Source organism: Uliginosibacterium sp. sgz301328 (assembly GCF_041807905.1).
Lineage (GTDB): Bacteria > Pseudomonadota > Gammaproteobacteria > Burkholderiales > Rhodocyclaceae > JBGVSA01.
Map to the genome: position 1 here is coordinate 74,671 of NZ_JBGVSA010000010.1, position 18,002 is coordinate 92,672.

Genomic DNA, 18,002 nt, shown 5'->3' on the forward strand with positions numbered 1-18,002 from the left:
GGCCGCTTTTCGACATAACAGAGATGAGCGCCGTTGCGGCAACGTGGCGGCGGGTTTTATGCGCTTTCGGGTTGTTGCTGTTCTGCAATGGGCCGCTCCGCTGTGTGCGGCTCTGGTGTTGAGTGCATGTGGAGACCAGAAGTCGGGCGCCGCGCCGCAGGAGTCCGCTCAGTCGGGGCCCGCGGCGTCGGGCGGGCGTGCCGGCGGCGGTAACGGCGGGCAGATCGTGACCGTCACCCGCGCCACGGTGGATGACGTTCCGCTGATCCTCGAAGCCCAGGGCGCGATCATCGCGCTCGACGATGTCGACATCCGCCCGCAGAAGAATGGTTCGATCACCGCCATCCATTTCAAGGAAGGCGATGAACTCAAGCGCGGCCAGTTGATGTTCACGCTCGACGACCGCGACGACGCGGCGAACGTGAAAAAGGCCGAAGCCAACGTGGTCGGCGCGCAAGCCGCGCTCGACACGGCCCAACGCGATCTGCGCCGCACGCAGGATCTGTCTTCCCGCAACTTCGTTTCGCCTTCTGCGCTGGATGCCGCGCAGAGCAAGGTCGATGCGGCCAACGCGCTGCTGGCGCAGAACAAGGCTGCCGTCGAGCAGGCCCGCGTGAGCCTGTCGTACGCACAGATCCGCGCGCCGTTCGATGGCCGCGCCGGCATCATCAACGTGCGCCCGGGCAGCCTGGTAACGTCCAGCGCGACGGCCACGGCGCTGGTCAAGCTCACCCGCATGGACCCGATCGGCGTGACTTTTTCCATCCCCGAAAACAGCCTCAGCTCGCTCCTCGGCGCACTGCGCGTCGGCCCGGTCAAGGTAAAGGCCGATATCGACGGCAGTCATTCGCTCGACGGCGAGGTGGTGTTCGTCGACAGCAGCGTGGATCGCACCTCCGGCACGATCGTGGTCAAGGCGCGTCTGAACAACAGCCAGCGCCTGGTGTGGCCCGGCCAGTACGTGACGGTGCGACTGAATGCCGGCATGGCGAAGGGCGCGGTGGTGCTGCCGACTCAGGCGGTCATCAACGGTCCCAACGGCAAGTTGGTCTACATCGTGCGTGAAGACCAGACCGTCGAACTGCAACCGGTAGAAGTGGTCCGTGTGTTCGAGCAGCGCGCCATCGTGAAGGGCATTTCGGGCGGCGTGACGGTGGTGCTCGAAGGCGGCCAGAATCTGCGCCCCGGGGCGCACGTTCGCGTGGTGCAGAACAATCTGGGCGTGGAAACGCGCCGCCGCGGCAATCGCGATGGCGCGTCCGCGCCGGCCGCCGCCGAAGGTGACCGCCCGGCCCGCAACAGCGGAGCGCAGCCGCAATGAACCTTTCCGAACAGTGTATCCGCCGGCCGGTAGCGACGACGCTGCTGTGGCTGGCGGTGATGATCGCGGGCGCGGTGGCGTGGTTCAAGCTGCCGATCGCCGCGCTGCCTTCGTTCAATCAGCCGACCATCAACGTCAGCGCCTCGCTCCCCGGCGCGAACCCCGAGACCATGGCGAACTCGGTGGCGATGGTGCTGGAGCGACAGTTCTCGACCATCGCCGGTGTGCGGGTGATGACCTCCAGCAGCACGCTGGGCAACACGTCGATCACGCTGGAATTCGATCCTTCGCGCGACATCGATTCGGCGGCGGTCGACGTGCAGGCAGCGCTGTTCCGCGCCAACCGCCAGTTGCCCAAGGACATGACCAATCCGCCGAGTTACCGCAAGGTGAACCCGGCGGATGATCCGATCCTGTTCATCACGCTGGATTCGCCTTCGTTGTCGCTGGACCAACTCAACGACTATGCCGATAACCTGATCTCGCCGACCCTGTCGACCATCAACGGCGTGGCGCAGGTGACGATCAACGGGCAAAAGCGCTACGCGGTGCGCGTGAACGTCGATCCGGCCAAGTTGCAGGCGCGCGATCTGTCGCTGACGGATGTCGCCACGGCGCTCACCAACGCCAACAACAACACGCCGGTGGGCTCGCTCGAAGGCTCGCGCCAGACGCTGATCATCGGTTCCAACGACCAGCTCACCAACGCCACGCAGTTCGCCGACCTCATCGTCGCGACCCGCAACAACCTGCCGGTGCGCCTGCGCGACGTGGCCGACGTGCAGGACAGCGTGGAGAACATCAAGACCGGCAGTTGGGTCAATGGGGAGCGCGCCATTTCGCTGTCGGTGCTGCGTCAGCCGGGTGCAAACACCGTGGCGGTGGTCGACGACGTGCGCAAGGCCATTCCGCGACTGCAGACGCAACTGCCGCAGTCGGTGAAGATCAGCATCCTGCTCGACCGCTCGCTGTCGATCCGCGAATCCATCCACGACGTTACGCTCACCATGCTGCTGACTGTCGGCCTGGTGATGATGGTCATCCTGATGTTCCTGCGCCGGGTGGCCGCCACGCTGATTCCGTCCGTGTCGTTGCCGGCTTCGCTGCTGGGCACGTTCGGGCTCATGCTGTGGGGCGGCTTCAGTCTCGACAACATTTCGCTGATGGGGCTGACCGTCGCCATCGGGCTGGTGGTCGACGACGCCATCGTGGTGCTGGAGAACATCGTCCGTTACGTGGAAGAGGGCGTGAAGCCGTTCGAGGCCGCCGTGCGCGGCGCGCGCGAAGTGGGCTTTACGGTCGTGTCGATCTCGGTGTCGCTGATCGCGGTGTTCATCCCGATCTTCTTCATGCCGGGCGTGATCGGCCTGCTGTTCCACGAATTCGCGGTGGTCGTGTCGCTCGCCATCATGGTGTCGGCCGCCGCCGCCCTGACCATCGTGCCGATGCTTGCCGCCCGCTTCATCAAGCACGAACCCGAAGATCACCGGCCGCCCGCGTGGAGCCGCCTGTTCGAGCGCGGCTTCGATGCGGTGCTCAACGCCTATCGCCGTGCGCTCGACGTCACGCTGCGGGTTCGCTGGGTGATGCTGCTGGTGGCGCTGGCGACGTGCGGCGCCACAGCGTGGTTGTATCTGATCATGCCCAAGGGCTTCTTCCCGGAAGAAGACATCGGCCAGGTCCGGGTGGCGATCCGTGCGCCGCAGGATATTTCGTGGCCGGCCATGCGCGACCTGATCACGCGGCTGGACACCAAGGTGCGCGCCAATCCTTACGTGACCGATGTGATCGCCAATTCGGGCACCAGCAACAACGGCACGATCTTCGTGACGCTCAAGCCGCAGGGCGAGCGCCCGAAGATGTCCCAGGTCCTGGAGAGCCTGCGCCGCGATACGGCCGGCACGCCGGGCGTGCAGGTGTCGTTCTCGCCGATCCAGAACCTGCGCATCGGCGGCCGCAGTTCCAGTTCGCGCTACCAGTACACCCTGCAATCGGTCGACTACAACACCGTGGCCGATTGGGGCGACCGGCTGCAGCGCCTGATGCGCGAGTCGCCCTTGCTCAAGGACATCAACTCCGATGCCGAGCGGCGTGGCCTGCAGGCGCGTCTGGTGGTGGACCACGACCAGGCGCTGGCGCTGGGCATCGACATGCAGAACCTGCGCAACGTGCTCAACTCGGCCTTCGGTGAGCGGCAGGTGTCGACCATCTACGCGTCGCAGGACAACTTCCCGGTGATCATGCAGTGGGCGCCGGACTTCCGTTCCGACGAGAGCAACTTCGAGTTCCTCCGCCTGCGCAGCAAGACCGGCCAGCTCGTGCCGATCACGGCGTTCACGCACGTGGAGCGCGCGGCGGTGAACAACTCGGTCAATCACCAGGGCCAGATCGCGGCGGTCACGCTGTCGTTCAACCTGGCGCCGGGCGTGACCTTGTCTCAGGCGGTGAACGAAGTGCTGCGCCTGAAGGAGTCGCTCAACATGCCGGCCAATGTGTTCGGCGGATTCGCGGGCGATGCGGCGGTGTTCCAGGATTCGCAGAGCAGTCAGTTGTGGCTGATCCTGGTTGCCATCGCGGTGATCTACGTCGTGCTGGGCGTCCTCTACGAGAGCTGGATCCATCCGATCACCATCCTGGCCGGCATTCCGTCGGCGGCGGTGGGGGCATTGCTGTCGCTGAAGATCGTCGGGCTGGAGCTGACCTTCATTGCGATGGTGGGCATCTTGCTGCTGATCGGCATCGTGAAAAAGAACGCCATCATGATGATCGACTTCGCGCTGGCGGCCGAACGCGAAGACGGCCTCACCCCGGCCGAGGCGATCAAACAGGCCTGCGTGCTGCGCTTCCGCCCGATCATGATGACGACGCTGGCCGCAGCCATGGGCGCGTTGCCGATCGCGCTCGGTCTCGGAGCGGGCGCCGAACTGCGCCAGCCGATGGGCGTGGCGATCGTCGGCGGCCTGATCTTTTCGCAGTTGATCACGCTGTTCATCACCCCGGCGCTATACCTGTCCTTCGACTGGTTGCAGCGCAAGCTGGGCCTGGGCGGCGCACGCAAGATGCTGGCCCCCGAAGGCGCCTGACATCACGCGCCCGGTCGATCGGCCGGGCGCGCCCTGTAAGGAGCGGGCATGACCGAAAAAGTCTTCTGGTCCGATCCCTACCTGACCGAACTTTCCACGCACGTGAGCAGCGTGGCAGGCGCTCAGGTCACGCTTGAACGCACCATCTTCTACGCGCTGTCCGGCGGGCAGGAGAGTGATGCCGGCACCATCGGCAACTGGCCGGTAGCGCTGGCTGTGTGGCAGGGCGGCGACATCGTCTACACGCTGCCGGCTAATCATGATCTGCGTGCTGGCGATGAAGTCGCCGTCCGTATCGACTGGCCGCGTCGCTATCGCTTGATGCGCCTTCACTTTGCCGCCGAGATCGTGCTGGAACTCATGTATCGGCGCCTGCCCGGCATTGCGAAAATCGGTGCCCATATCGCGGCGGACAAGGCGCGCATCGATTTCGAGCTCGACCACAACATCGCCGAGCATTTCAACGCGCTGGCGGCAGAAGTAGCACGCATCGTGGACGCCGACGAGCCGATCACCAGCGCCTTTTCGGATGAGACGGCCCAGCGTCGTTACTGGAAGATCGACGCCTTTGCCGCCGTTCCCTGCGGCGGTACACACTTGCGCCGCACAGGCGAAGTCGGCCGAACGGCACTCAAACGCCGTAATGTGGGCAAGGGCAAGGAGCGCATCGAAATCACCCTTGTCGATGCCTGAAGTGAGTACGTCGCCTTGACCGATCATCGCCCGATCGGTACAGTTCGCCCCGTCATTGGGGAGTAGCCTCCTTCCGCGAGAAGGGTGTGCATCAACAGACTTGGCGCCGCAACGGCCCATGGTGCACACAGCAAAACGCCTGGCGAGACCTTTGATTGCGACGCGCTCCTTATGGGCTGGCGGCAGTCGTGATCAATGGTTGAACGCGCCAGCCCGCGGAGCATATGTTTTGGAAGCCTTCCTGGTCTCGACCGGAGTGGTCGCCCTCGCTGAGATGGGCGACAAGACCCAACTTCTTTCCCTCGTCCTCGCCGCACGTTTCCGCAAACCCTGGCCGATCGTCGCCGGTATTCTCGCGGCCACGCTCGCCAACCACGCCGGCGCCGCCGCCGTCGGACACTGGATTACCACCGTGCTCGGCCCCGATGTGCTGCGCTGGATTCTGGCGGTGTCCTTCCTCGCCATGGCGGCGTGGATTCTCGTGCCCGACAAGCTCGATGAGGATGAAGCCTCGGCTGGTAGCCGCTTCGGCGTTTTCGGCGCCACCGTGATCGCTTTCTTTCTGGCTGAGATGGGCGACAAGACGCAGATCGCCACCGTGGCGCTGGCGGCGCGGTATACCTCGTTGGTGGGCGTGGTGGCCGGTACGACCTTCGGCATGATGCTGGCCAACGTGCCGGTCGTGTTCCTTGGCGACAAGCTGGTACGCCGTGTGCCGATCCGTATCGTGCACATGATTGCGGCCGGTATCTTCGCGGTGCTGGGGCTGGTGGCTTTCGTCGTCTGATGAGGACCGGGGGCGACAGTCCCAACTGTCATGGCGCAGGCGCATCTGATAAGGTGCGCCGCTCTGCGTTAGAACGTCTTCGCCATGCGACGATTCCGTTTTGATAACCCCTACCTGCTGCTGGTACTGACCAGTCTGTTCTGGTCCGGCAATTGGGTCGTGGGGCGCGGTTTTCGCGGCGAGGTGCCGCCCATTTCCCTGGCCTTCTGGCGCTGGACGCTGGCCTTCCTGTGCGTGCTGCCTTTCGCGTGGCCGCATCGGCACCAATTGTGGCCGGCGCTGCGCGACCACTGGCGTAGCGTGCTGCCGATGGCGATCTTCGGCATTACCGGCTACAACACGCTGACCTATTACGGTCTGCAGTTCACCACCGCGACCAACGGGGTGCTGCTCAATTCGTTCATTCCGATCGTCATCATGGCGATGTTGTGGCTGTTCTTCGGCAAGCGCATGACGCGTGGGCAATGCCTGGGCGCGGTCATTTCGTTGGCGGGCGTGACGGTGATCGTGGCGCACGGCGATCTGTCGATGCTGGCCACGCTGTCGTTCAATCCGGGCGACGTCTGGATCATGGGGTCGGTGCTGGTGTGGGCGATCTACACGATCATGCTGCAGTTCCGGCCGGGCCATCTGCACCCGATGGCGCTGCTCGCGTTGCTGACCGGCATCGGCGTCATCGGCCTCGCACCCTTGTACGCTTGGGAGCTGGCGCAGGGCCGGACCCTCATCCTCACGCCGGCTTCCGCCATGGGCATTGCCTATACCGGCATCTTCGCGGCCTTTCTCGGGTACGTCTTCTGGAATCGAGCGGTGGCTCAGGTCGGCGGTGCCGTGGCCGGACTGTTCATCCACCTGATGCCGGTATTCACGCCCTTGCTGTCCGCCTTGTTCATTGGCGAGGCGCCGCATCTCTATCACTTCGCAGGCATGGCGTTGATCCTCGGCGGCATCTGGCTTACGACGCGCAGCGTGGCGGTGCCGCGTCCGGCTTGAATCGCCCATTTGCGCCGATGTAAGGGCAGGTGCGCAGGATGTCACGAAAACTGCGCGCCGCTTGCGCTAAAACCCTTGGTTGCCATGGCAACCCATGATCTGCATGGGCCCGCCGCCGTGGCACTTCAGGGAGCGGCGCAATGAATGAGAGTCTCGGGCAAGCGCGCGGTGCCGATTGGACGCGCGGATTGGCGTGGCTGGATTCGGCTTTCATCCTTCCGATCCTGCTGATCGTCGGCGTGCTGATCCGGCTGGCGGTGGTGTTCGGCATGGATGTCCACCCGTGGTCGGACGCTGCGTGGTACTACGCCCGCGCTTCCGAGATGGCCAACGGCATGGGTTTTCAGGAAGGGGGCGTGCCGACGGCGTTCTGGCCCGTTGGCTATCCGGCCTTTCTGGCCGGGCTGTTCGCCGTGTTCGGGCCATCGGTGAAGATCGCGCAGATCGCCAACGTGGTGTTCTGGGCGGCGTCGCTGTGGCTGATCCATCGCATCACGCTGCGCCTGTGCGCCAGCATGGCGGCGGCCAATCTGGCGGTGCTGCTCTATTCCATCTATCTCAACGCGCTGGGCTACACCGGTCTGCTGCTGACTGAAACGCTCTTCGTTTTCCTGCTGCTGCTGGCGTGGTGGCTGACCTGCCGGCTGGATGCAGGCTCCGTGTGGCGCGCCGTGCCGCTCGGTGTCGTATTGGGGCTAACCACGCTGGTGAAAGTGCAGACCTGGCTCATCCTGCCTGTGTGGGCAGTGCTGGTGCTGGTCTTTGCCGGAGGCGTGCGTCGCGCTGCATTGGCGCGCATCGCGCTGACCGGCGTGGTGCTGTTTGCCACCGTGCTGCCGTGGTCTCTGCGCAACCTGGAGACCTTCGGGACATTCGTCTTCGTGTCATCCAACGGGGGCGTGGCCTTTGCGCTGGGCAACCACGACAACTCGAACGGCTCTCACTCCGAGGATTCGAATCCGCATCTGAAGGACATCGCGTGGAGCGTGCAGGACCAGATCGCAGCCGATCGGCGGGCCAAGGACATTACATGGCGCTGGATCGGCGAGCATCCAGACCGGTTTCTCAGGCTGGCGCCAAAGAAATACTGGTGGTCGCTGGTTCCGGACGGCGAAAGCGAGTGGGGCTACCAGGCCGGCTTTGCGGCCTATGAGCAGTACCGGCCCGTTTTTCGTGCCCTGCGCTGGGCGAACCAACTTATCTACTTCGGGCTGTTGGCGGCCACGGTGGGCTGTCTGGGCCTGATGTTATTGCGCCTGCGGGCGCAGGCGCGCCCGGGCGTGGTGGCATGGTCGTTCGTCGGGGCCTACGCCGTGACTTTCGTCGTCCTGACCTTCGTGTTCAACGGACAGTCGCGCTATCACTTTCCGCTTGTGGCGGTCGGGTGCGTCCTGTGCGGCTGGACGCTGGCGCAGACGATCGCTCGCCGGGCGCGCAATGGTGCTTCGACCGACGAAGACGGCGGCGGGACTGCCGCAGACGCGAAAGCAGGGCGTCTGTCGCGCCCCGATGTTCAGGCCGTGGCGACGTCGTAGTCGACGATCAAGGGTGCGTGGTCGGAGAAGCGCTGCTCCTTGAAGATGCTGGTGGCGTGCGCTCGCGCCGCGATGCCGGGCGTGGCGAACTGGTAGTCCAGGCGCCACCCTACGTTCTTGGCCCAGGCCTGGCCGCGATTGCTCCACCACGTGTAGCTCTCGTCCGTGGTGGCGGGATGCAGGCGCCGGTACACGTCCACCCAGCCCAGTTCGTCGATCACGCGCGTGAGCCAGGCGCGCTCTTCGGGCAGGAAGCCGGAGTTCTTCTGGTTGCTCTTCCAGTTCTTGAGGTCGATCTCCTTGTGGGCGATGTTCCAGTCGCCGCACACGATCACCTCGCGGCCACTGCGGTGCAGTTCCGCCAGTCGCGGCAGGAAATGGTCCATGAAGGCGAATTTGACCAACTGACGCTCTTCGGAGCTCGAACCGGACGGCAGGTACAGCGACACCACCGACAGCGCCATGTCGGGCAAATCGATGTCGGCCTTAATGAAACGCCCCTCGGTGTCGTAATCCACATGTTCGACGCCGCACGTCACGCCCTGCGTCGGCAGACGGGAATAGATGGCAACGCCGCTATAGCCTTTTTTCTCGGCGCAGTAGAAATGCCCTGCGAATCCTTGCGGGTTTTGCATCTCGGGTGTGAGGTCTGCCATTTGCGCTTTGACTTCCTGCAGGCAGACTACGTCGGCGTTCTGGGCCTGAAGCCACGGGAAAAAGCCCTTCGTGGCGGCCGACCGGATGCCGTTGAGGTTCAGGGAGATGACGCGTAACATCGGGCGACCCTTTTTTGAGCGAATGCAAAGTCGTGGATTTTAGTCGTGATTTCCTGGCCCTGGCCGTACACAAAGGCGTATTGCGCTTTGGCCAGTTCACCACCAAGGCCGGCCGTCAGTCGCCGTATTTCTTCAATTCCGCCCTGTTCGACGATGGCGCTTCGTTTGGCGCGCTGTGCGGCTTCTACGCGCAGGCCATCCGCGCTTCGGGCCTTGCGGTGGATACCTTGTTCGGGCCTGCCTACAAGGGCATTCCGCTGGTCGCGGGGGCGGCCATGCGATTGGCCGAGCAAGGCGTGAACCTGCCGTTCTGCTTCAATCGCAAGGAGGCCAAGGATCATGGCGAAGGCGGTACGCTGGTCGGCGCGCCCTTGAAAGGACGCGTGCTGGTGCTGGACGATGTCATCTCGGCGGGCACGTCGGTGCGCGAATCGGTGGAAATCATCCGCCGCGAAGGCGCGGAACTCGCCGGCGTGGTGATCGGCATGGACCGCATGGAACGCGGCACCGGCTCGAAGAGCGCCGTGCAGGAAGTGCAGGAATCCCTGGGCGTGCCGGTCGTCGCCGTGGCGACCTTGCGCGACCTGCTGGCCTTTATCGCCGACAGCCCGGATCTGGCGCAGCACTTGCCGGCTGTCCAACGCTACCGCGAAACCTACGGAGTCGAATGACGTGAGCATCGTGCGCGCCCTGCCTGTCCTGGCTTTGCTCCTGGCCTCTCCGGTGGCCAGTGCGCAGGCGAACAAGCCTCAGGGAAGCGTCTATTGCTGCGCCGACGCCAGCGGCCGCCGCATTTGCGGCGACACGCTACCGATGGTCTGCTATGACCGCGCCTACCGCGAAGTGTCGCCGGGTGGGCGCGTATTGCGAGACGTCGAGGCGCCGCTCACACCCGAGCAGCGCGCCAAGCGCGAGCTCGAAATCCGTGCCCAGCGCGAGCGCGTGGCGCGCGAGGCCGAAGCGCGTCGGCGGGATCAGGTTCTGCTCGACAGCTATGCCTCAGTCGGCGAGCTCGACACGCGCCGCGACCGCGAACTGGCCAATATCGAATCCGACATGCAGCGCAGCCGCTCGCGCGAGACCGAATTGCTCACGCAGCGCGCCAGGCTCGAAAAGCTGGTGCCCGCCAAGGGCGCTGCGCCACGCGACGTGTCGGAAGATCTCGGCACCAACGCGGCCGAACTGGCCGCCACACGCTCCGTCATCGAGAGCAAGCAGCGCGAGATGGACCTCACGCGTGCGCGCTTTGCCGCCGACCGCAAGCGCTTTCTGGAACTGACCCAGCAGAGCAACTGATCGACTGCGGCGCGCCACAGACCGATGGCGGGTCCGGCAGATCGCCGCGCCCGCATTTCCACCGCTGCATGAAGTGGCATTTTTGCCACCCTGCGTTCTCCGTGTCGAAAGTCACACCTTAGGCAATGTGCCTACGTCATAACCCGTAAAACACGCCACATGAGGGCTGCGCGTAGGAGAGATACCTACCCCGTCGTGCCCTTTTGTCAGGTTGTTGCGCCCCCTCGGCGCTGCTGAAATCAACACAAGCCCGTGGCCAGAGAAGTGCGTGGCGGCAATGAGGAACTTGCCGCCCCAAAAGCACTCACCCTGTTAGGGCCGCTGCATCTTGCGCGGTCCGCGAGGAAGCGATGGAAGCGTGGAGTCGTCGAACCACGCCTCGGATCGATTCAGCCACGAGCCAACAGAGGGGTAGCAACCATGGACATGGCGACGACCGAACGTCTGACTGACGTTGAACGTTATGGCGAGGAAGTGCTGAACGCGAGTTGGCTGCCGCAGGACGTTCTGCGGCCCGAACAGGACAACACTTTCCGCGCGAGTGTCCCGGTGGTCGACGCAACTGCCGTCGCCGATCCGGACTCTTTCCTCCGCCGGCTCTATCTGGCGCAGGAGTAAGCCGCACCCGCGCTTGGCGCGCGTTACAGGGCGTGCGTGCGATCGCCCTGCTGGAAACCCAGCAGCGGCTGCGCCAGCTTGCGGCCTACGGCCAACACCTTGAAGAGCTCTCCCATCTCATGGGGACCGGTCAGGCGGTGCGCGGCGCGCGCGGCCCGCACGTAGTCGGGCTGCCCCATCGCTTCGGGGCTGGTGCCGCGCTCGGCCAGTAGTTGGAGCAATCCACAGTTGGCAAGGAAGGCCCCCTGGCTGGTGTAGCCCAGCACGTCCAGCCCGGCATCGAAGGCCGCTTCGGCCGCGGCGGTGAAATCCACGAAGGCAGTGATGTCATTGAGCCCCGGCCATCGCAGCAGGTCGGTGTGTGCGCGATGGCGGTAGTAGCACTGCACGGTTCCTTGCGAGCGCGACGGCAGGTAGTACTCCTCGCGCGGATAGCCGTAATCGATGGCGATGACCGCGCCCGCGGTCAGCCGTCGTCCCCATTCCGCCATCCATGCCCGGGCTGCCGGGCAGATTTCGCTGATGTAGTCGGCGGTGGCGCTGCGCGGTACATCGAGCGCCTGCGCGCTGTTCAGTACGGATCCCTGCGCCGGTCGATCGGCGTGGGCCAGTTGGCCGTCATGCAGCACCACGCCGCGCTCCAGGATGTCGTCGCCGCGCCATACGACGAGGTGCACTGGCATCACGTCGAGCACTTCGTTGGCGACTACGCAGCCGGCGAATGCGTCGGGCAGGGCGTCAAGCCAGCGCACCCGGTCCGCCAGATGCGGGGCACGCTCGCGCACCGTGTCGGTCTGACGCACCCGCAGTTCGCCTGACAGTTCGATGATGTCGTAATGGTCGGGCAACGCGCCAAGGCGTTCGAGTTCGAGCAGCATGTCCGCGGCCAGTGCGCCGGTTCCGGCGCCGACTTCGATCACGTGCGCGGCGCTGGCTTGCGTGATTTGCATGACCTGCCGGGCCAGGCTCTGTCCGAAGAGCGGCGATAGCTCCGGCGCGGTAATGAAGTCGCCCTCGGCGCCGAACTTGCGGGAACCGCCGCTGTAGTACCCCAGCCCAGGTGTGTAGAGCGCCAGCTCCATGTAGCGGGCGAAGTCGATCCAGCCTCCGGCACGTGCGATTTCGTCGGTGATGAGGGCGGTAAGCGCGGCGGAGTGGGCCAGCGCGTCGTCGCCGGGCGGTGGCAATTGGGCGATAGGATTCATGGCCGCCATTCTAACGGCACCGGTAGAATCGGAAGCCGGACGCGCGTTGCATGACGTCGCGCCAATTCTCGAGGCCTCCGTTGCGAGGCTGGACTCATGACCGACACGCTGCCGATCTTTCCGCTCACCAACGTATTGTTCCCGCAGGGCCGCATGTCGTTGCGCATCTTCGAGGCGCGCTACATGGACATGATTGCCCACTGTATGCGCGGGCCGACCAACTTTGGTATCTGCCTTATTGCCGAAGGGCAGGAGGTAGGCGCTCCGGCCGTGCCGCACAAAGTGGGCGTGGAGGCGCGCATCGTGGATTGGGACATGAGCCAGCCCGGTGTGCTGGGGCTGACCGTGCGAGGCGAGCGTCGGTTTGCGATCGAAGCCCACGATGCCACGCCGCAAGGCGTGGTGGTGGCGCAGGTGCGCTGGCTGGAGCAACCCGAACCGGCGTCGCTCGACGAACGCTTCGAATCGATGCTGCCCTTGATGCGCGCAGTGATCGCCGATGCGGGCACCAAGGTGATCGCGCCGCCCCACAGGCTCGATGACGCCGACTGGGTCGGCTATCGCTACGCCGAAATCCTGCCGATCCCGGCGTTGGCGCGCCAGCGTCTGCTGGAGCTGGACGACGCCACCCTGCGGCTGGAAATCATCCAGCAATTCCTGGCCGAGCGCGGTCTGATCGAAGCCTGACCCCGCTCGGCAACGCGGCGATCAGCCGATCCGCACGCGCAGTTCGCCCACGCCGGCCACGCGGCCTTCGAGCAGGTCGCCCGAGACGACCTGGGCGACACCCTTCGGCGTGCCGGTGAATACCAGGTCACCCGCCTTGAATTCCCAGATCTTCGAGAACCACGAAATGATCTCCGCCGGCGTCCAGATCATGTCGGACAGATCGCCCGCCTGACGCGCCGTGCCGTTGACGTCGAGCGCGATGGCGCCGCTCGACGGCACGCCCTGGCCGGGCTGACGCAGCACGAGTTCGGAAATGGGCGCCGCATGATCGAACGCCTTGGCCGAATCCCACGGACGGCCCTTGGCCTTGGCTTCTGCCTGCAGATCGCGGCAGGTCATGTCCAGGCCCACGCCCCAGCCGATGATGCAGGCGTCGGCTTGTTCCGGCGTGAGGTTGTAGCCGCCGCTGCCGAGCGCGACAACGAGTTCGAGTTCGTGATGCAGGTTTTGCGAAGCGGGCGGGAAGGGCATGGTGCCCACTTCGCCCGCACGTACCGGCAATACCGCATCGGCGGGTTTCAAAAAGCCGAAGGGCTTGGCGCGCTCCGGCGTGCTGCCCATTTCTTTTTCGTGTTCGGCGTAATTCTGTGCGCAGCAGTAGATGCGGCGAACGGGGAAGGATTCCGCGCGGTCGCGGACCGGCACGCTTGCCTGCGCGGCCGGGGTAAAGAGGTAAGTCATGGGGTCTCCGGTGGTGTTGCAATGCAGCGCCGCATCTTACGCCCCTGAAGGCGATGCGTGCGCGCGGGCGAACGTCGGATGCCTCGAGCGCCATGGACGAAAGTCGCGATTGCGCTGCCGGCGCCTTGCAGTCAAGCTATGCGGGCACGTTCAGTTTGTGCCAATGCGTCGCCTCCAAAAATACCCCACAGGAGAGAGCCCATGACCACAGTCAGACACATGCTGCAGGGCAAGTCGCCCGTCATTCACAGCGTGGCGCCCGGTGCCACGGTCTTCGAGGCCATCGCCAGCATGGCCGAACACAACATCAGCGCGGTGCTGGTGACCGAAGGCGAACGCCTGGTCGGCATCTTTACGGAGCGCGACTACGCCCGCAAGGTGATCCTGCAGGGGCGCAGCTCGCGCGATACGAAAGTATCGGAGTTGATGACGCAGAACCTGCTGACGGTCTCGCCGAGCCAGACCATCGAAGAAGTGATGCAGATGATGACGGAGAACCGCATCCGCCATTTGCCGGTGGTGGATCACGGTACGCTGATCGGCATCGTGACCATCGGCGACGCGGTCAAGAACGTGATGGACGAGCAGCGCCAGACCATCGAGCAGCTCTCCAGTTACATCTCGGGCGACATCTCGACCGCCCAGCACTGAAGACGACGCGGGGCGCCTGGCGCCCCGTTCTGCGTCATCACAGGTTGAGCATCAGTTCGTGCTCTTCGGGCAGCGGCGCGAAGCCGCGTTGCTCGTAGTGATCGAAGATCGCTTCCACGATGGTTTCCGGATCGTCGATCAACTGGATGAGGTCGACGTCCTTGGGCGCGATCATCTTCTCGTCGACCAGCGTGGTCTTGAACCAGTCGATGAGCCCGCCCCAGAAGTCCTTGCCGACGAGGATCACGGGAATCCTGCGGCTCTTGCCGGTCTGGATCAGCGTGAGCGCTTCGGAGAGTTCATCGAGCGTGCCGAATCCGCCTGGCATCACCACGTAGGCCATGGCGAACTTCACGAACATGACCTTGCGTGCGAAGAAATGCTGGAAGGTCTGTGAGACGTCCTGGTACGGATTGCCCGTCTGCTCCATCGGCAACTGGATGTTCAGCCCGACCGATGGCGACTTGCCAAAGAACGCGCCCTTGTTGGCCGCTTCCATGATGCCGGGCCCGCCACCCGAAATGACCGAGAAGCCGGAATCCGAAAGCAGGCGCGCGATGCGCTCTGTCAATGCGTAATAGGGATGATCGACCGGCGTGCGCGCCGAACCGAAAATGCTGACCGCAGGGCGGATTGCCTGCAGGCGTTCTGTCGCCTCGACGAACTCTGACATAATGCCAAAGATTCGCCAGGCCTCTCGGGCCATCTGCGTCTGTGCTGTGGATGCGGGGGCGGTGAACGGCGGAAGTTTTTCTTTCGCACTCATGATATTTGATTGAACGTGGGAGCCGCCCTCGGTCTCTGTCCGCGATCGCATGCAAGGGATCGCAAACAGGATGCAGGAGCGGGCCGGCGCTTCGTCCTCACGGTTTTCCTGAAAATGCCAACGCTACTTCTCGTCGACGGCTCGTCGTACCTGTATCGCGCATTCCATGCGCTACCCGATCTGCGCAACGCCGCCAATGAACCGACGGGTGCCATTTACGGTGTGCTGAACATGCTACGCCGGCTCAATGATGGCTACAAGGCAACGCACGCGGCGTGCGTGTTCGACGCCAAGGGCAAGACGTTCCGCGACGATTGGTACCCGCAGTACAAGGCGAATCGTCCGCCGATGCCGGAGGATCTCGCGCTCCAGATCGAACCCATCCATACCTGCGTGCGGGCATTGGGCTGGCCCCTGTTGATGGTGGACGGCGTCGAGGCCGACGATGTCATTGGTACGCTGGCGCGCATCGCCACCGAACGCGGCTACGACGTCGTCATTTCGACCGGCGACAAGGACATGGCGCAACTGGTCACGCCGCAAGTGCGCCTGGTCAACACGATGACCAACGATACGCTCGACGAAGCCGGCGTGCTCGCCAAGTTCGGGGTGCCTCCCGAGCGCATCGTCGATTACCTCACGCTGATCGGCGATACGGTCGACAACGTACCGGGCGTGGACAAATGCGGTCCCAAGACAGCGTGCAAGTGGCTCAACGAATACGGCACGCTGGACAACATCATGACCAACGCCGCCAGCATCAAGGGCGTGGTCGGCGAAAACCTGCGTCGTGCGTTGGACTTCCTCCCCCTGGGCCGCAAGTTGGTCACCATCGCGACGGACGTGGCGCTGCCCGGCGAGTTCGACGACCTGGTCTGGCGCGATGCCGACCGCGAAGTGCTCGAGGCGCAATTCCGTCGCTACGAGTTCAAGAGCTGGCTGCGCGAACTGAGCGAAGGCAAGGGGACACCCGAAGCTGCCCAGGCGACCGGGGACACGGTCGATGAGGCATCCTCGGCGGCCATCGCGCCGCCAGCCGCGCCGACGCATCGACGCGACTATGAGTGCATTCTCGACTGGGCAACCTTCGAGCGCTGGTTCGAGAAGATCCATCACGCCGAGCTGACGGCCTTCGACACCGAAACCGACAGTCTCGAACCGATGAAGGCACGTCTGGTGGGGATGTCGTTCGCCGTATCGGAAGGCGAGGCGGCCTACCTGCCATTGACGCACCGCTATGCTGGCCATCCAGATCAGTTGCCGATCGATGAAGTCCTGTCGCGCCTGAAGGCGTGGTTCGAATCCGACCTGCACCGCAAGGTCGGGCAGAATCTCAAGTACGACATGCACGTGCTGGCCAACCACGGCATTCGCCTGGGCGGCATCGCGCATGACACCTTGCTGCAGTCGGCGGTGTGGGAGAGCGATAAGGGACACGATCTCGAACAACTGTGCAAGCGCCACCTCGGCCTGGATGTGCTGTCGTACACCGATCTGTGCGGCAAGGGTGCCAACCAGATCGGCTTCTACGACGTCGACATCGAGCGCGCCGCGCAGTACGCGGCGGAAGACGCCGACGTGACCCTGCGCGTGCACAATATCCTGCTGCCGCGCATTCTTCTCGATGAAGGACTGGCGCGCATTTATCGCGACGTTGAAATGCCGGCGCTCGAAGTGCTGTGGGCGATGGAACGCAACGGTGTGCTGGTCGACACTTTCCTGCTTTCGCAACAGAGCAACGAACTCGGGCTGCGCATGCTCGAAATCGAGCACGAGGCGTACGAAGCGGCGGGCCAGCCGTTCAACCTCAACAGCCCGAAACAGATCCAGGAGATCCTCTTCGAGCGCGACAAGCTTCCGGTCATCAAGAAGACGCCCTCCGGCGCGCCGAGTACGGATGAAGAGGTCCTGCAACAACTGGCGCTCGACTACCCCTTGCCGCGGCTGATCCTCGAATACCGCGGCATGGCCAAGCTGAAAAGCACGTACACCGACAAGCTGCCGCGCATGGTCGACCCGAGCACTGGCCGCGTGCACACGAGCTATTCGCAGACCGGTGCAGTGACGGGGCGCCTGGCGAGCTCGGACCCCAACCTGCAGAACATTCCGGTGCGCACCGAAGAGGGCCGCCGCATCCGCACGGCATTCATTGCGCCGCGCAACTGGCATGTGGTCTCGGCCGATTACTCGCAGATCGAGCTGCGCATCATGGCGCACTTGTCCGAGGATGAACGCCTGCTGGCAGCCTTCGAGCGCGGCGAGGATGTGCACCGCGCGACTGCCGCCGAAGTGTTTGCGCTGGAGCCTGCTGAAGTCACCAGCGAGCAGCGTCGCTACGCCAAGGCGATCAACTTCGGCCTCATCTATGGCATGAGTGCGCACGGGCTGGCCAAGCAGCTCGGCATCGAGCGCGCCGCGGCGCAGAATTACATCGAGCGCTACTTCGCGCGTTATCCGAAGGTGCTGCAGTACATGGAAACCACTCGCCAGTTCGCTCGCGAGCATGGTTTCGTCGAGACGGTCTTCGGTCGGCGCCTGTACCTGCCCGAAATCAAATCGAGCAATGTCGGTCGCCGGCAGGGAGCCGAGCGCGCGGCGATCAATGCGCCGATGCAAGGTACGGCGGCCGACGTCGTGAAGCTGGCCATGCGCGCGACCTATGATTGGCTTATTGGGGGCAGTCTGAAGAGCCGCATGTTGCTCCAGGTCCACGATGAACTCGTATTGGAGGTGCCGGATGATGAGCTGTCACTGGTGCGCGAGGAGTTGCCCCGCGTCATGAGCGGCGTGGCGGATCTGCGCGTGCCTCTGCTCGTCGAGGCCGGCGCCGGATTGAACTGGGAAGAGGCTCACTGAAGGCGCAGTCGT

The 18,002-nt window shown here is 64.3% G+C and carries 16 protein-coding genes and 1 riboswitch; of the genes, 12 read left to right on the forward strand and 4 right to left on the reverse strand.

What is annotated here, in order from left to right; translation table 11 throughout:
* Positions 1-58: 58 nt before the first annotated feature.
* The 6 genes from ACDA63_RS09550 to ACDA63_RS09575 all read left to right on the forward strand — a co-directional run bounded on the left by ACDA63_RS09550 (position 59) and on the right by ACDA63_RS09575 (position 8,412).
* Entirely contained in the window at positions 59-1,321 is a 1,263-nt protein-coding gene (locus ACDA63_RS09550) for an efflux RND transporter periplasmic adaptor subunit (RefSeq protein ID WP_373662999.1), read from the forward strand.
* Positions 1,318-4,404, forward strand: coding sequence for an efflux RND transporter permease subunit (locus ACDA63_RS09555; RefSeq protein ID WP_373663000.1), 3,087 nt, complete (start codon positions 1,318-1,320; stop codon positions 4,402-4,404). Before ACDA63_RS09550 ends, ACDA63_RS09555 begins: the two co-directional genes overlap by 4 nt.
* A gap of 48 nt (positions 4,405-4,452) precedes the next feature.
* A complete protein-coding gene (locus ACDA63_RS09560) occupies positions 4,453-5,097 on the forward strand; it encodes a hypothetical protein (protein WP_373663001.1) in 645 nt (214 codons plus the stop codon).
* A gap of 45 nt (positions 5,098-5,142) precedes the next feature.
* Positions 5,143-5,311: riboswitch (yybP-ykoY riboswitch) on the forward strand.
* A gap of 15 nt (positions 5,312-5,326) precedes the next feature.
* Complete coding sequence (locus ACDA63_RS09565) at positions 5,327-5,884, forward strand: TMEM165/GDT1 family protein (RefSeq protein WP_373663002.1); 558 nt, start codon at positions 5,327-5,329, stop codon at positions 5,882-5,884.
* An 84-nt stretch (positions 5,885-5,968) separates the two neighbouring features.
* Positions 5,969-6,877: a DMT family transporter gene (locus ACDA63_RS09570; protein ID WP_373663003.1), complete on the forward strand. Its 909-nt coding sequence runs from the start codon at positions 5,969-5,971 to the stop codon at positions 6,875-6,877.
* A 140-nt stretch (positions 6,878-7,017) separates the two neighbouring features.
* Positions 7,018-8,412, forward strand: coding sequence for an ArnT family glycosyltransferase (locus ACDA63_RS09575; protein ID WP_373663004.1), 1,395 nt, complete (start codon positions 7,018-7,020; stop codon positions 8,410-8,412).
* Here ACDA63_RS09575 and ACDA63_RS09580 read toward each other — a convergent pair.
* Positions 8,391-9,188, reverse strand: a complete 798-nt coding sequence (locus tag ACDA63_RS09580; RefSeq protein ID WP_373663005.1) for an exodeoxyribonuclease III — start codon at positions 9,186-9,188, stop codon at positions 8,391-8,393. The two genes, ACDA63_RS09575 and ACDA63_RS09580, sit on opposite strands and share 22 nt — an antisense overlap.
* A gap of 32 nt (positions 9,189-9,220) precedes the next feature.
* Here ACDA63_RS09580 and pyrE point away from each other — a divergent pair, with 32 nt between their 5' ends.
* The 3 genes from pyrE (at position 9,221) to ACDA63_RS09595 (ending at position 11,102) form a co-directional block, all read left to right on the forward strand.
* Positions 9,221-9,859 carry an orotate phosphoribosyltransferase gene (pyrE, locus tag ACDA63_RS09585; RefSeq protein WP_373663006.1) on the forward strand — a complete coding sequence of 213 codons (639 nt, stop codon included), beginning with the start codon at positions 9,221-9,223 and terminating at the stop codon, positions 9,857-9,859.
* A gap of 1 nt (position 9,860) precedes the next feature.
* A complete protein-coding gene (locus ACDA63_RS09590; protein WP_373663007.1) occupies positions 9,861-10,484 on the forward strand; it encodes a hypothetical protein in 624 nt (207 codons plus the stop codon).
* 426 nt (positions 10,485-10,910) lie between these two features.
* Positions 10,911-11,102, forward strand: coding sequence for a hypothetical protein (locus ACDA63_RS09595; protein WP_373663008.1), 192 nt, complete (start codon positions 10,911-10,913; stop codon positions 11,100-11,102).
* Positions 11,103-11,125: 23 nt separating this feature from the next.
* Here ACDA63_RS09595 and ACDA63_RS09600 read toward each other — a convergent pair whose 3' ends face one another.
* Complete coding sequence (locus tag ACDA63_RS09600) at positions 11,126-12,307, reverse strand: class I SAM-dependent methyltransferase (protein ID WP_373663009.1); 1,182 nt, start codon at positions 12,305-12,307, stop codon at positions 11,126-11,128.
* A 96-nt stretch (positions 12,308-12,403) separates the two neighbouring features.
* On the opposite strand from ACDA63_RS09600, the gene ACDA63_RS09605 reads away from it, so the two are divergent.
* Positions 12,404-12,994: an LON peptidase substrate-binding domain-containing protein gene (locus tag ACDA63_RS09605; protein ID WP_373663010.1), complete on the forward strand. Its 591-nt coding sequence runs from the start codon at positions 12,404-12,406 to the stop codon at positions 12,992-12,994.
* Positions 12,995-13,015: 21 nt separating this feature from the next.
* Here the strand turns inward: ACDA63_RS09605 and ACDA63_RS09610 are convergent, their stop codons facing one another.
* Positions 13,016-13,717, reverse strand: a complete 702-nt coding sequence (locus tag ACDA63_RS09610) for a fumarylacetoacetate hydrolase family protein (RefSeq protein WP_373663011.1) — start codon at positions 13,715-13,717, stop codon at positions 13,016-13,018.
* A 201-nt stretch (positions 13,718-13,918) separates the two neighbouring features.
* Between ACDA63_RS09610 and ACDA63_RS09615 the strand changes: the two genes are divergently transcribed.
* Positions 13,919-14,368, forward strand: a complete 450-nt coding sequence (locus ACDA63_RS09615; protein WP_373663012.1) for a CBS domain-containing protein — start codon at positions 13,919-13,921, stop codon at positions 14,366-14,368.
* Positions 14,369-14,405: 37 nt separating this feature from the next.
* Here ACDA63_RS09615 and ACDA63_RS09620 read toward each other — a convergent pair whose 3' ends face one another.
* A complete protein-coding gene (locus ACDA63_RS09620) occupies positions 14,406-15,134 on the reverse strand; it encodes a TIGR00730 family Rossman fold protein (RefSeq protein ID WP_373663013.1) in 729 nt (242 codons plus the stop codon).
* 114 nt (positions 15,135-15,248) lie between these two features.
* On the opposite strand from ACDA63_RS09620, the gene polA reads away from it, so the two are divergent.
* Positions 15,249-17,990, forward strand: coding sequence for a DNA polymerase I (gene polA / locus ACDA63_RS09625; protein WP_373663014.1), 2,742 nt, complete (start codon positions 15,249-15,251; stop codon positions 17,988-17,990).
* Positions 17,991-18,002 lie beyond the last annotated feature (12 nt).